The 12623-nt window shown below is 44.5% G+C and carries 16 protein-coding genes; 8 read left to right on the forward strand and 8 right to left on the reverse strand.

Annotated features, from left to right (window positions below; all coding sequences use genetic code 11):
- Positions 1-3: 3 nt before the first annotated feature.
- Entirely contained in the window at positions 4-783 is a 780-nt protein-coding gene (locus B9T20_RS01595; RefSeq protein WP_094489509.1) for a phosphatase PAP2 family protein, read from the reverse strand.
- A 144-nt stretch (positions 784-927) separates the two neighbouring features.
- Between B9T20_RS01595 and B9T20_RS01600 the strand changes: the two genes are divergently transcribed.
- The 6 genes from B9T20_RS01600 to efeB all read left to right on the forward strand — a co-directional run bounded on the left by B9T20_RS01600 (position 928) and on the right by efeB (position 6271).
- Positions 928-2190 (forward strand): uracil-xanthine permease family protein, encoded by a 1263-nt coding sequence (locus B9T20_RS01600; RefSeq protein WP_094489510.1) that lies wholly within the window; start codon positions 928-930, stop codon positions 2188-2190.
- Between the two features lie 139 nt (positions 2191-2329).
- On the forward strand, positions 2330-2890 hold the full coding sequence (locus B9T20_RS01605) for an iron transporter (protein ID WP_094489511.1): 561 nt from the start codon (positions 2330-2332) through the stop codon (positions 2888-2890).
- Between the two features lie 72 nt (positions 2891-2962).
- The gene (locus B9T20_RS01610) at positions 2963-3280 is read left to right on the forward strand and encodes a cupredoxin domain-containing protein (protein WP_369907430.1); all 318 of its coding nucleotides are present in this window, start codon (positions 2963-2965) and stop codon (positions 3278-3280) included.
- 12 nt (positions 3281-3292) lie between these two features.
- Positions 3293-4135 (forward strand): FTR1 family protein, encoded by an 843-nt coding sequence (locus B9T20_RS01615; protein WP_094489513.1) that lies wholly within the window; start codon positions 3293-3295, stop codon positions 4133-4135.
- Positions 4116-5012 carry an EfeM/EfeO family lipoprotein gene (locus B9T20_RS01620; RefSeq protein WP_094489514.1) on the forward strand — a complete coding sequence of 299 codons (897 nt, stop codon included), beginning with the start codon at positions 4116-4118 and terminating at the stop codon, positions 5010-5012. The genes B9T20_RS01615 and B9T20_RS01620 overlap by 20 nt, the downstream gene beginning before the upstream one ends.
- Entirely contained in the window at positions 5012-6271 is a 1260-nt protein-coding gene (gene efeB, locus B9T20_RS01625) for an iron uptake transporter deferrochelatase/peroxidase subunit (RefSeq protein ID WP_094489515.1), read from the forward strand. Before B9T20_RS01620 ends, efeB begins: the two co-directional genes overlap by 1 nt.
- A 45-nt stretch (positions 6272-6316) precedes the next feature.
- Here efeB and B9T20_RS01630 read toward each other — a convergent pair whose 3' ends face one another.
- Positions 6317-6748 (reverse strand): PaaI family thioesterase, encoded by a 432-nt coding sequence (locus B9T20_RS01630; RefSeq protein ID WP_094489516.1) that lies wholly within the window; start codon positions 6746-6748, stop codon positions 6317-6319.
- Between the two features lie 105 nt (positions 6749-6853).
- Between B9T20_RS01630 and B9T20_RS01635 the strand changes: the two genes are divergently transcribed.
- Positions 6854-7216: a hypothetical protein gene (locus B9T20_RS01635; protein ID WP_008314464.1), complete on the forward strand. Its 363-nt coding sequence runs from the start codon at positions 6854-6856 to the stop codon at positions 7214-7216.
- Between the two features lie 5 nt (positions 7217-7221).
- Positions 7222-8319, forward strand: a complete 1098-nt coding sequence (mnmA, locus tag B9T20_RS01640) for a tRNA 2-thiouridine(34) synthase MnmA (protein WP_094489517.1) — start codon at positions 7222-7224, stop codon at positions 8317-8319.
- 14 nt (positions 8320-8333) lie between these two features.
- Here the strand turns inward: mnmA and B9T20_RS01645 are convergent, their stop codons facing one another.
- From B9T20_RS01645 to B9T20_RS01670, 6 genes are all read right to left on the reverse strand, one after another.
- Positions 8334-8774, reverse strand: a complete 441-nt coding sequence (locus B9T20_RS01645; protein ID WP_094489518.1) for a hypothetical protein — start codon at positions 8772-8774, stop codon at positions 8334-8336.
- 103 nt (positions 8775-8877) lie between these two features.
- Positions 8878-9624 (reverse strand): tRNA pseudouridine(38-40) synthase TruA, encoded by a 747-nt coding sequence (truA, locus tag B9T20_RS01650; RefSeq protein ID WP_094489519.1) that lies wholly within the window; start codon positions 9622-9624, stop codon positions 8878-8880.
- A complete protein-coding gene (locus B9T20_RS01655; RefSeq protein ID WP_018122237.1) occupies positions 9617-10483 on the reverse strand; it encodes a MurR/RpiR family transcriptional regulator in 867 nt (288 codons plus the stop codon). Before B9T20_RS01655 ends, truA begins: the two co-directional genes overlap by 8 nt.
- Positions 10476-11438 (reverse strand): glucokinase, encoded by a 963-nt coding sequence (locus tag B9T20_RS01660; protein WP_094489520.1) that lies wholly within the window; start codon positions 11436-11438, stop codon positions 10476-10478. Before B9T20_RS01660 ends, B9T20_RS01655 begins: the two co-directional genes overlap by 8 nt.
- Positions 11431-12042, reverse strand: coding sequence for a ribosome biogenesis GTP-binding protein YihA/YsxC (yihA, locus tag B9T20_RS01665; protein WP_094489521.1), 612 nt, complete (start codon positions 12040-12042; stop codon positions 11431-11433). Before yihA ends, B9T20_RS01660 begins: the two co-directional genes overlap by 8 nt.
- Entirely contained in the window at positions 12035-12520 is a 486-nt protein-coding gene (locus tag B9T20_RS01670) for a hypothetical protein (RefSeq protein WP_233491484.1), read from the reverse strand. The genes yihA and B9T20_RS01670 overlap by 8 nt, the downstream gene beginning before the upstream one ends.
- Positions 12521-12623: the final 103 nt, after the last annotated feature.

Here is a 12623-nt window from a genome sequence, read left to right on the forward strand (position 1 = left end):
TGGTTAGGCGCGTCGCATTAAGCGCTTAGGCAAATGAGACAACGCTTGATAATAGGGTTGTAATTTAGAAATGTGGGATATTTTTGCATAAAGCAAACAAACGATGGGCACATAAAGAATGCTGACCAAAACATCGATCGGAAAATGCATGCCAAGCACTAAGCGGCTGATGATCATCAATGCACTCCAAATGGCAATGATGCCAACGGCAATGTAATCACAAAGGCGCGTCATCGGTAAAATGAGGATAAAGAGCATCAGCCAGCACACAGCAAACGCCGCGTGCCCAGATGGAAAAGAGTAACCGGTCTCTTTTGCCCAGTGCTTTTTAAGATAGTTGGGCATCTCATCATGCCCAAGGAGCACATCCTCCACAATCATCTTACGATCCGCTCTTGAGGATTCATAAAAACTCTCTAAATCCACATGGTTGTCCACCAAAAACGCCGTATAAGGACGCGGCTCTTTATAAAAAGACTTTAAGCCAGTTTTCACAGCTTGCGTACCCACCAGTAAAATAAAGGCTGTGAAAAACACCAACATCCAAGACATTTTCGCACGTGCAAGAACAGATAAAACGGTGGCAAATACAACGCATGTGATGAAGGCATACGTCACTGCAGTGCCAGATTGCGTCACTAAAAATAAAAGGTGATCCCAATCGGTATAATGATCCTTCATCTGCCAATGCCAACCGCTGATCATCACCCCCACCGCAATGGTGAGCAATCCCAGGGTAAAAAGGGTCATGATCGTCAATTTTTTGCGGCTTAACTCCAGCATGTGCGTCTTTCCTAAATGATGAGAATGAATCTGTCATTATAGCACCAATGGCAATGATTTTTATACGCTGAGCAAGGATTTGAGTGATATACTGTGCGGCGATTTTTCTTTCCCCCACCCTATTGATTTATTAAGGAGCGTACTGTGCAGTCGATTAAAGACTTCATTGCAGGTGTGCAGATCTTGTTTGTCGCCTTCGGTGCCATGGTTTTAGTACCATTACTCACCGGTTTAAACCCTTCAATGGCGCTATTAGGCGCAGGGCTTGGCACCCTACTCTTTCAAATCGTCACCAAACGCAAGGTGCCGATTTTTTTAGGTTCATCCTTTGCCTTCATCGCACCGATCATCTTCTCCCTACAAACTTGGGGCATGGGTGCCACCATGTTTGGCCTCTTTGCAGCGGGTTTTATGTACTTTGTCTTTGCGTTGATCATTCGTTGGCGCGGCATTGGCTTGGTCAATACATTAATTCCACCTGTAGTGATTGGTCCTGTGATCATGGTCATTGGTTTATCGGTTGCCGTCACTGCCACACAAATGGCCATGGGCATCAGCGGTGGCACACCCATCATGAAAGACACGTTAGCCATCATTTTATCAATCGCGACCTTTACAGTGACGGTATTGATCACTATTTTTGGTAAAGGCTTATTTCGCTTGATCCCCATTTTAGGCGGGATTTTTGCAGGTTACCTCATCACATTTGTGTTTGATATCACAGGTTTTTCTGCCAGCATCAATGATGGGCAAAACATTTTACACCTTGAGAACTTAATGAATGCCAGCTGGTTTGCCGTGCCAGAATTTCACGCCCCTGAAGTGAACTGGCTTGCTGCCCTCTTTATGTTGCCTGTTGCCATTGCGCCTGCCATTGAACACATTGGCGGCATCATGGCCATTGGCAAAGTGACCGGCAAAGATTACACCAAAGATCCTGGTTTAGATAAAACCTTAGCCGGTGATGGTTTAGGCGTATGTGTGGCAGGTTTAATTGGTGGCCCACCTGTGACCACGTATGGTGAAGTGACAGGCGCTGTGATGATCACAAAAAATGATAATCCAAAGATCATGACTTATGCGGCCATTTTTGCCATTGCCATGGCATTTATGGGTAAATTCAATGCCTTTTTAAACTCCATTCCATTACCTGTGATGGGCGGCATCATGATTTTGCTCTTTGGTACCATTGCCAGCATCGGTTTAAAAACTCTGATTGATGCACGCGTTGACATTATGATTCCACGCAATTTAGTGATCATCAGCGCAACATTAATCACAGGCGTTGGTGGTTACACCATCAACATTGGCAGCTTCCCATTTGCAGGCGTTGGCTTAGCCGCGGTATTGGCCATTGTGCTGAACTTAATTTTGCCGCACCCAAAAGCCGGTGATGCTCAAGATTAAATGCCCAAAAAAAACAATAAGATGAGAACAGCTCCCATATGGGAGCTTTTTTTATTGAAAAAGTAGGCGTATAATCGCGAGCATCATTTGCAAATGATAATCATTGCTATTATCAGCCCATCCTCAAGGAAATACGACTATGAAAACATTCTATAAGATGAGTTTAGTCAGCACATTGTTACTCTCAAGTGCTGCATTGGCCCAAGAGTATCCTGTTGGCCAACCGGTGATTGAAAATGGTATGGAAATCCAAGGCGTGTATCTTCAACCCATCACCATGGACACAGAAGAAGGTCATCACCACATGCACCATTTGCCAGCCACTGAATCCGACGTGCATTTAGAAGCGGACATTCACGCGGTTGAAGACAATCCAAATGGTTTTGCCGAAGGTGATTGGATTCCTTACTTAGTGGTGGATTACACCATTGAGCGCGTTGATAAAGAAGACAGCAAAGCGCAAAGCGGTACATTTATGCCAATGGTGGCATCCGATGGCCCACATTATGGCGATAACTTAAAATTAGATGGCTTTGGTAAATACAAAGTGAACTTTAAAATCTCTCCGCCTTCTTACAATAAAGATGTGATGTTTGGTCGCCACATTGACAAAGAAACCGGCGTTGCACCGTGGTTTGAACCCTTTGATGTTGAATGGGAATTTGACTATGCAGGCACCGGCCGTAAAGGCAGTTACTGATCCACAAAGAGCGCTCTGGCGCTCTTTTAACGCTTAAGGAATCTCACCATGACAATCAAACAATGGATCACAATGCTCGTGTGCAGCTTGATGTTGATGCTGCCCGCCTTTGCCAAAGCAGACAAATACACCGTTGAACTGGAAATGAAAGATGGTGATTTGATTCCTTTGGTGTTGGAAGTGCCGAAAAAAACCAAAATTCGCATTGAGGTGAAAAACACCGGCACGCAGCCTGCGGAATTTGAAAGCACACAGCTGCGTAAAGAGAAGGTTTTGGCGCCCGGCGCAAAATCTGTCGTTGTCATAGCCCCTCTCAAACCGGGTGAGTATGAGTTTTTTGATGACTTTCATTTAGATCATCCACGCGGCAAAATTGTTGTTAAAGAGTAAAAAGGTTCACCGATGGGAAACGTATTATTTGTTGTTTGGCGCGAAAGCTTTGAAGCTTTATTGGTCATTGGCATCATCTACAGCTGGATCAAACGCCATCCAGACACCAAAAATGGCATGAAATTTTTATGGGGCGGCGTTGCTCTTGGCGTCTTGCTCTCTGTGTTGTTGGCCTTGGCCATTTATGGCGTGTTTAGCCACCTTGAGGAGATCTATCAAACGCTCTTTATGATTGTTATGGAGGTGCTTGCCTGCATTTTGATTGTGCAGATGGTTTATTGGATGAATAAACATGGCAAAGAGATGAGCCGCGCCCTCATTCACAACATTGATCAGCAAGCCAAGCAGCATTCATGGTGGGGCGCACTTTTGATCATCGCCATTGCCATTGCCCGTGAAGGCAGTGAAATCGTTGTGTTTTTATCCGCCATCATCATGAACTTAACGCCAGAAACCACCGGTGCTTTTGCCGCAGAAGTTGGCATTGGTTTAGGTGTGGCTGGCATCACCCTTGCCCTATTCATTTGGACATCTAAAATCGTGTCATGGCGTTGGTTTTTCACCATCACCGGCATCATGCTGCTCTTTTTAGCGGTGACTTTATTGTTGCGCGCCTCAGATGAAGTGGCCAACTTACTGCTTGAATATGACATTGATTTGCCAAGCTTCTTTGAAGCCACATTTTGGGACACAAGTCATTTTCTGGATGATGGCAAAGGCATTGGCAATTTCTTATCCTCATTTTTTGCCTATCGCGCAGCGCCCACAGGTTTATCCCTTACCGTATTTGCCTTGTATTGGATGATTGTGCTGGCACTTTTCTGGAGAGGCCGCCGTGCGCACGCTGCTCATTAGTCTGGCTTTATTGGCAACATTGACGGTGAGCCATGCCAAAGTGGGTCGTCAAGCCATTTTACAATCGGGCGATGGGCCCATCATCATTGCTTTAGGTGACATTCCAACGCCCGTCATCTATCAAGCGGCGATTGATGATTATATGGTGTTTGTCAGAGCGCGCCTTGAAACAGTGGTCACGGACTTAAAAGCGCTCTCCCTTGCCCTTGAACACAATGATCTGAAAAGTGCCCAAAAAGCATATCTCAGCGCTCATTATGCTTATGAAACCATCCGCCCAATTGTTTTGGTGTTTGGTAATATGGATCGCATGATCAACTCGCCGGCAAGCGCCTATTTATTACAGGAAAACGATCCAAATTTCAAAGGGTTTCATGCGGTTGAATATGCGCTCTTTCATAAGCATGATGTGCATGATGCCCTTCGAGAAAATCAGCGTTTACTGAAATATCTGCGTGATTTGGTCAAACGTGCGGAGATTGAAACGCTATTTTTACCGAAGCTTGTGCAATCAGCGCCAGATTTTGCAGAGCACATTTTAGAGAACAAATTGTCAGGGCGGGATCATTATTATAGCGGCGCAGATTTAAGCGAAATCAACGCCAATTTAGATGGCATTGAAGCCATTTTGACTGTTCTTAAACCTCATTTAGATGATGCATTTGTTGCCTCTGTTGAAGAAAATATTCATGCCATTCGACAGCAACTCTCGCCCTATGATCAATCGGGCTCATATTTACCCCTTGATCAACTCACGCAAACGGATCGCCAACATTTGTATGGCTTGACCTCACAATTGGCCGAAACATTGGCACAATTGCGTGGTTTATTGGCCATCGAGGTGTATCACTCATTTGATTCAAAGGAGATGCCTTAATGTCTCACTCACCTTTTCGCCGTCGTTTATTAAAAGGCTTAGGATTAAGTAGTGCTGCGCTATTGATGAGCTCATCGATTGCACACACTGCCCGTCAAACAAAAGACAATCGCCCCTTTCCGGATCACTTTTATGACACAGTGCCCGCTTTTGGCATCCATCAAGCGGGCATCATCACGCCAGAACCGAAAGAGTCCATTTTTATGGCCTTCAATCTTTTAGTGAAAACCCGTGATGAGTTGGACGCATTATTTCAAAAACTCTCCAAACGCATTGCCTATTTAACGGCGCCCCAAACGCTAGATCATGACGATGATCGTCAATTTCCACCCAAAGAATCTGGATTATTAGGCGGACAATTATTGCCCGATCAACTCACCATCACCCTTTCTGTGGGCTCATCTCTCTTTGATGATCGCTTTGGTTTAGCGCCCTTAAAGCCCAAGCATTTAATCCCGATGAGCAATTTCCCGAATGATCGCTTAGATCCAAAATGGTGCGGCGGGGATTTAGTGGTGCAATTGTGTGCCAATAGCAAAGAGATCCTCATTTATGCCTTAAGGGACATCATGAAGCATCATTATCATGACATGGCGCCCCTTTGGAAAATGGACGGCTTTTTACCGGCACGCGACATTGAAACGGGCTCAACGCCCATCAACCTCTTTGGCTTTAGAGATGGCACAGGCAATGCACCAAGCAGTGATGAAGCTTTGATGAATGAAATTGTGTGGGTGACAGAGAAAAACAAAGAGCCCGCATGGTGCTTAAATGGTTCCTATCAAGCCATTCGCCTCATCCGTTTTAACCTTGAATTTTGGGACAGAACGCCCCTTGAAGATCAAGAAAATGATTTTGGACGCATCAAACATTCAGGCGCACCGATTGGCATGATGCATGAACATGATGACCCACAATTTGCCCTAGATCCACATGGTGATCGCGTATTGTTTGATTCCCACATGCGCCGAGCTGAGCCGCGTGTGCCACATCGTTACAGCGCACCCCTTCGCCGCAGAAGCTACAGTTATTCGCTTGGCTTAACACAAAGTGGCTTGTTGGACATGGGGCTCATTTTTGTCTCGTATCAAAATGATCTCAATAAAGGCTTCATTAAAACGCAAAAACGCCTCAATGGTGAACCCTTAGAGCGCTACATTGAGCCCTTTGGCGGCGGTTACTTTTTTGCGTTGCCAGGCATGAACAATCCGAATGATTATTTAGGTCAACGTTTATTTGCGGCAGCAAATCAACTCTAATGCATGAAAAAAAAGAGGCTTTAAGCCTCTTTTTTATCCTGATGATTACTCTGCAAAAATTGCAGGATTGCGATTTTTCACAATGGCATTGGTCACGCGAATGGTGGAAATGAGTCGGTTGTCTTCAACGGCATAAACATTCACATCCCACACATGCGTACTTTTACCACGGTGGACAATCTGCCCTTTTGCCACAACGGTTTCACCGGTGCGCGCCGATGAAATGTGGCTTGCGCTGATCTGCATGCCCACACAACTCTTATCTGGCAATGCAATGCTAAATGTGCCAACGCCTGCAACGGTTTCGGCCAATGCGATCGTCGCGCCACCGTGCAAATAACCGTATGATTGAATGGTGCGCTCATCGACAGGCATCGTGGCTTCCACATAACCATCTTCACTGACGGTAAAATCAATGCCTAAGTGCCCCACCAATGTGTTACGCGTGTGTGCGTTCATTTGTTCTGTGCTTAACATACCATATTCTCCTATATTAACTTCTGACGAGTTATTTTCTCATTTTAAATCAAATAATGGTAAAATTGGCGATAATTATTCATTCATATTTATAGGAGTTATCTTTTGATCTTCTTTCTCTCATTCCAATTCATTGGGTTAGCGGTTGTTTTGGCGGGCTTTATCCTATATGCCAAGCGCAAAGAGATTCCTGTTTTCTTTTTCATTTGGCACAAAAAGCGCATCTTCTTTGCATTAGAAGCCCTTGTGTTTGCGTTGATCATTTTGGTGTGCATCAAGCCGTTAACCAATAACATTCGTTGTGCTTACAATGGCCATTCAATGAATAAAGTCACCAAATATGATTGGATCAATGGACAATGTTTAGTGGAATATGGGACTGGCAAAAACAATAAGCCAACTTATGTTCCGTATGAAAGAATTCGCGGCACTTCTGGCGAAGGTAGCGAAGATGGAGCAACTGAGTAATTATCATGATTCAAGAAGATATTAAAGGTAAACGTGTCATTGTGGGCATGTCAGGCGGCGTCGACTCTTCTGTGGCAGCGCTGTTATTAAAAGAGCAAGGCGCGGACGTGCATGGCGTTTTCATGAAAAACTGGGAAGATAACTTTGAAACCGGTTATTGCTCTGCAGAAGACGATGTCAAAGATGCCCAAGCGGTGTGCGATACCCTTGGCATTCCACTGCATAAAGTGAACTTTGTGAAAAACTACAAAGAGCGCGTATTTGCCTATTTTTTAGAGACATTAAAATTGGGTTTAACGCCGAATCCTGATGTTTTGTGCAATAAAGAGATTAAGTTTAAAGCCTTTTTAGATTATGCCAATGAGATGGGCGCAGATTATATCGCCACCGGCCATTATGCAAGAACGCACAGAGCCGATGGACAAACCTATCTCTTAAAAGGGTTAGACAACAATAAAGATCAAAGCTACTTTTTGCATTTGTTGAGCCAAGCGCAGATCAAAAATGCCCTCTTCCCTGTCGGTGAGCTTGAAAAACCTGTGGTGCGTGAATTGGCGTTGAAACATAAACTCATCACATATGATAAAAAAGATTCCACTGGCATCTGCTTTATTGGTGAGCGCGATTTTAACGAATTTATTGGTCAATACATTGCCTCAAAACCTGGCAAAATGATCACCGTGGATGGCGAAGTAATTGGCGAGCATCAAGGTTTATCCTTTTACACCATCGGCCAACGTAAAGGTTTACACATTGGCGGCGTGAAAAACTCAACTGGCGAACCTTGGTTTGTGGTGGAAAAGAATCTTGAAGACAATACTTTGATTGTGGCGCAAGGTGAGCATCCGGCGTTGTATAAAGAGAGCTTAACTGCGCGTGATGTTCATTGGATCAACACGAATTTAGATTTAAATGCCATCAATGAGAATCTCACCGCGAAAATCCGTTATCGTCAAAAGGATGAAGCCTGCCGCATTGAATTTTTAGACGATGGACGATTATTTGTGGCATTTGATGACCCCCAGCGCGCAGTGACGCCGGGACAATCGATCGTCTTTTATCATGGCGATGTCTGCCTAGGTGGCGCGATCATCGAACGTTAATCTCAAACCTCAAGTTACGACTTGAGGTTTTTTTGTCGTGCTTCAATCGCCGCAAACATCGCTTTGACATCTTCCGGGTGATACAAGCCATTCATCACCAATACGCTGCGATCAGAACCCGTTGGCGTATAAGTAATGCTGTCCGCTTCTTTTTTAAAGTAAGAGATGTGCGCTTTTAATCCTGTCACTTTTTGCATCTCAAAGGCGCCTGAACTTAAGGGATACACGCGCCCTTTACCCAAAGGTGATTTGACCACCAAGGCATCCCCCACAAGGGAAACCCGCGCCATAGATGTCACATAAGCAAAGACGCCAAGCACCACAAAAATGAGCCAAGAAATATTCACTTCCGATGCGCGCGCAATGAAAATCACAAATACAGTAATGATGGTGATGTACACAGCCATCACCAATTGTCCTTGTGCGGGCGTTTTAAATGTTAGGCTTTGATTCATAGATCGTCCTTTCTATTCTTATTGATGGATGATCAAAGTATAGTACTTTCTGAGTATTTAAGCCAAATAAGGTCAAACTTATTCCATTTAACCTTAATATGAATCAATAATCGATGTGATCTAAAAAGAGCCCTGAAGCCGGCGCTGTGATGCCACCTTGTTTACGATCTAAACTCTCAAGCACAGATTTTGCATATGTCACAGGCGCTTTGCCACTGCCCACTTTTAACAGAACGCCCACAATGTTGCGCACCATATGATGCAAAAAGGCATTGCCATGGACATCAATGTAAATATACGAACCTTGTTGACGCAAACGAATGTCAAAAATCTCCCGAATGGAAGTGGGCGCTTGGCATTCACTGGAGCGATATGCATTAAAATCATGCTCTCCAATCAGATCATTGGCCGCTTGCTGCATTGCATCAACATCTAATGGATAGTTGATGTGGGTTGTGTAAAAGCGATCCATCACCGAACGATATGGCAAATTGGCAATCACATATTGATAATAGCGCCCTTTTGCACTGTAACGGGCATGAAAATCCATCGGCATGCGGCGCACTTCAGTAATGGCGCAATCATCAGGAAGATTTGTATTGATGCCACGAATCCATGAATAATCACTGCGCTTTGCCGTTGTAATGAAATTCACCACTTGATTGCGCGCATGCACGCCAGCATCTGTGCGCCCTGCACACATCAACTCAATGGAATGATTGGCAACCTTTTCAATCGCTGGCACAAGCACCGATTCAACTGTGCGAACCGGTGGCTTTTTTTGCGCCTGCCAACCCCTAAATTGCGTGCCATCATAAGAGATGACCAGCGCGATGTTCTCTTTATCCATTGTTTTGTTGCTGACTATTGCGAACGCGTTTAGATTCAATGATCGCTTTTGAGCGGCTCATTTCATCAATGAAAGAGTTGCCACGTTTAAGCGCCAATGTCACCAATAAGACATCGACAATGGCCAAATCCGCTAAGCGCGAGATCATCGGAATGTATTCTGTGGTGTCTTCGGTGGCACCGGATTCGAGCACCACGTCAGAGGCTTCTGCCAACGGTGAATCTTTGGTGGTAAACGAGATCACTGAAGCACCATTGGCTTTGGCAAATGAGACAGAATCCAAAATATCTTGGCTGCGTCCTGTGTGGGAAACTGCAATCAACACTTCTTTTTTACCCATCAAAGATGCGGCAAGTGAATGAACGTGATGATCACTGAACACTGACACATTAATGCCCACGCGCAACAATTTTTGTTGAATGTCGAGCGCCACAACGTTTGATGCGCCATGCCCAATGCACAATACATTCGATGAGCGCAGTAAAATTTTCACCGCTTGCTCAACTGCCTTCACAGATAAAGACTCTTTGGTGCGAAGCAATGCCGCGGAGGCTTGCGTAATCACTTTATTGACGATGTCTTTGGTGTTGTCAGACTCAGAAACATTGCTGTGTATGAATGGTACGCCAGCATTTAAAGATTCTGCCAACTCTTGTTTAAACACATGATAACCGTCAAAACCAATGGCGCGACAAAAGCGGATCACTGTGGGTTCTGAAACGCCCACCGTTTTTGCCAACATACCAATTGAGAAAGAGGCCGCGTCGTTCGGGTGATTCATGATCCAATCGGCGACGAGTTTTTCTGATTTTCTTAGTTTGTCACGATGGCTTCTGATGTGTGAGATCACTCTATTCATCCTCCATAAAGGCAATGGTTTGAACCAGTCCAGTTAATGCAGGGTAAGGATCGGTCACCACAAAGGTTGGAATTTTTTGCAACAACGGAAAAACCGACGCACTGTGCTCAAAGGCACTGCGAAAGTCGGACTGTACAAAAAATTCTAAAAACCGTGGGATGATGCCACCAGCAAGATAAACGGACTTAGCTCCCGTAATTAAAGTGTAGTTTTTCGCTACACCGCCAATCATAGCACAATATCGACTAAAAAGTTGCACAGCAAATGCATCTTTTTTATCAATTAATCCAGAAACCAGCGCCATCGGTGATGAATCTTTGTGCTTTACATTTAAAAGTTTTGTCATGTAGTCAATGAGCTGTGGGATGCCTCTTCGACCGGCAATGAAATCTTCCACAATGATCTCATCTTTTCCACTACATCTTAACATTTGCCAAAAATTTACAATCTCTTGATCTTCCATCATCATGGCAGAGTGCCCACCTTCTGATGGAATAGCCAACCAATTGTGATGATGAACCACTAAACTTGTGCCAATGCCAGAGCCTAAACTCATGGCAAGCTTTGGCGCATACGGCGATAATTCACCGCCGCCCACTTTTACCAATGCAGATTCAGGCAAATGGGGTAAGGCTGCCCCAAGCATCTCTACATCATTGTAAAAATGAACCGTTGAAGGCGCTAAATGGGCTTTGACATCACTTAACTTAAATTGCCAATGATTATTGACAAATTTCACCTCATCTAACTCAACAGGTGCAGCAATGGCCAACAGAATCAATGCCGGTCGCTCAAAGCCATGGGCTTGGCAATAAGCATTGATCACTTCATCAGGGGCATTAAAATCTGCGGAGCGATGGATCACCACATCATGATACATCAGGGCTTGATCCACCCAAGCAACACGCGCATGCGTGGCGCCAATGTCTGCAATTAACGCGCGAATCTTAGTCACGGGGTAACCACTCATTGAGAACTTTTAACGCATCTTGTAAGCCAATGGTGTGATCAGTTGCAGAAAAGAGTTGCACCGTCACAGGCATTTTGAATTCTTTTAAGGCTGCTTGCACTTGAAAAAGCGCCGTTTTTGCAGGGCCACGTTTTAATTTATCGGCTTTGGTCAATAAAATATGGGTGGGTAAATTCTGCGCCTCGCACCATTGCAGCATCTGTACATCAAGCGGCGTTAAAGGATGACGCACATCCATCAACATCACCAAACCCACCAAATTTTTACGGGTTTCAAAATAGCCCTGTAAGACAGATCGCCAATGCAAACGAATGCGCTCAGGCACTTTTGCATAGCCATAGCCCGGCAAATCCACCAAGTAGCTTTTGTCATCCACTTCAAAATAGTTAATCAGCTGTGTGCGCCCGGGCGTTTTACTGGTGCGCGCCAATGTATTTTGGGAAGTCAATGCGTTTAAAGCGCTCGATTTACCGGCGTTAGAGCGCCCTGCAAAGGCCACTTCTCTACCATCGTTTTCTGGCAATTGATTGAGCTGATTGGCGCTTGTTAAAAATGTTGTCGCATGAAAGCGTTGAATTAAATTACTCATGGTCCTCTTCTTGATTCTGTGAATCTGTTTCGCTACATTCCGCGCTGACAAGTGTCAAAGCGGGCATGTATTTCGTGTTGATCGTCTGCATAAAATTGATGTCATCCATCGACAATGTTTCCATGCCGTGCTCATAAGCTTTTTTCGCAATATGGATAAAGCGTTCTGCATTGGCATCACCAAACATCACCACCATATTGCTGGTAATGCAGCGGGATTGAAACGCTGTGAGTTCACCCGCATCGATTTGCGCTTGCTGCATTGACATCAATTGTGCAATCAAATTTTGTGCTTTAAAACTAAAGGGTCCTTGCATTTTTTCAAGGGCATTGATAGTCAATTGCCCTTGCCCATGAGCGATGCTAAAAACCAGCATCAGCAGAGTTGTTATTTTTCGCATGAATTTAGACATAATCCAGTAAAATCCGTTGATATCGTTAAAATAAGCCACCGTTTCAAAAATCAGCTTTTGTGGCATAAAAGGTGTTTATGTTATACTCACGTTTTTGCAAGGAGACCCATAACCCTAAAATCAGGCAAGCATGATAAATGATTTCAACGTTTTTTGCTCGTTTTATCAT

Source organism: Wohlfahrtiimonas sp. G9077, from assembly GCF_002252155.1.
Classification (GTDB): domain Bacteria; phylum Pseudomonadota; class Gammaproteobacteria; order Cardiobacteriales; family Wohlfahrtiimonadaceae; genus Wohlfahrtiimonas.

Excerpts from the sequence above, each read along its gene's own strand:
- B9T20_RS01630 (WP_094489516.1), bottom strand. The coding sequence starts at position 6,748 with ATGTTAAGCACAGAACAAATGAACGCACACACGCGTAACACATTGGTG.
- B9T20_RS01595 (WP_094489509.1), bottom strand. The coding sequence starts at position 783 with ATGCTGGAGTTAAGCCGCAAAAAATTGACGATCATGACCCTTTTTACC.
- B9T20_RS01605 (WP_094489511.1), top strand. The coding sequence starts at position 2,330 with ATGAAAACATTCTATAAGATGAGTTTAGTCAGCACATTGTTACTCTCA.
- efeB (WP_094489515.1), top strand. The coding sequence starts at position 5,012 with ATGTCTCACTCACCTTTTCGCCGTCGTTTATTAAAAGGCTTAGGATTA.
- B9T20_RS01615 (WP_094489513.1), top strand. The coding sequence starts at position 3,293 with ATGGGAAACGTATTATTTGTTGTTTGGCGCGAAAGCTTTGAAGCTTTA.
- B9T20_RS01645 (WP_094489518.1), bottom strand. The coding sequence starts at position 8,774 with ATGAATCAAAGCCTAACATTTAAAACGCCCGCACAAGGACAATTGGTG.
- mnmA (WP_094489517.1), top strand. The coding sequence starts at position 7,222 with ATGATTCAAGAAGATATTAAAGGTAAACGTGTCATTGTGGGCATGTCA.
- B9T20_RS01670 (WP_233491484.1), bottom strand. The coding sequence starts at position 12,520 with ATGCCACAAAAGCTGATTTTTGAAACGGTGGCTTATTTTAACGATATC.
- yihA (WP_094489521.1), bottom strand. The coding sequence starts at position 12,042 with ATGAGTAATTTAATTCAACGCTTTCATGCGACAACATTTTTAACAAGC.
- B9T20_RS01655 (WP_018122237.1), bottom strand. The coding sequence starts at position 10,483 with ATGAATAGAGTGATCTCACACATCAGAAGCCATCGTGACAAACTAAGA.
- truA (WP_094489519.1), bottom strand. The coding sequence starts at position 9,624 with ATGGATAAAGAGAACATCGCGCTGGTCATCTCTTATGATGGCACGCAA.
- B9T20_RS01610 (WP_369907430.1), top strand. The coding sequence starts at position 2,963 with ATGCTCGTGTGCAGCTTGATGTTGATGCTGCCCGCCTTTGCCAAAGCA.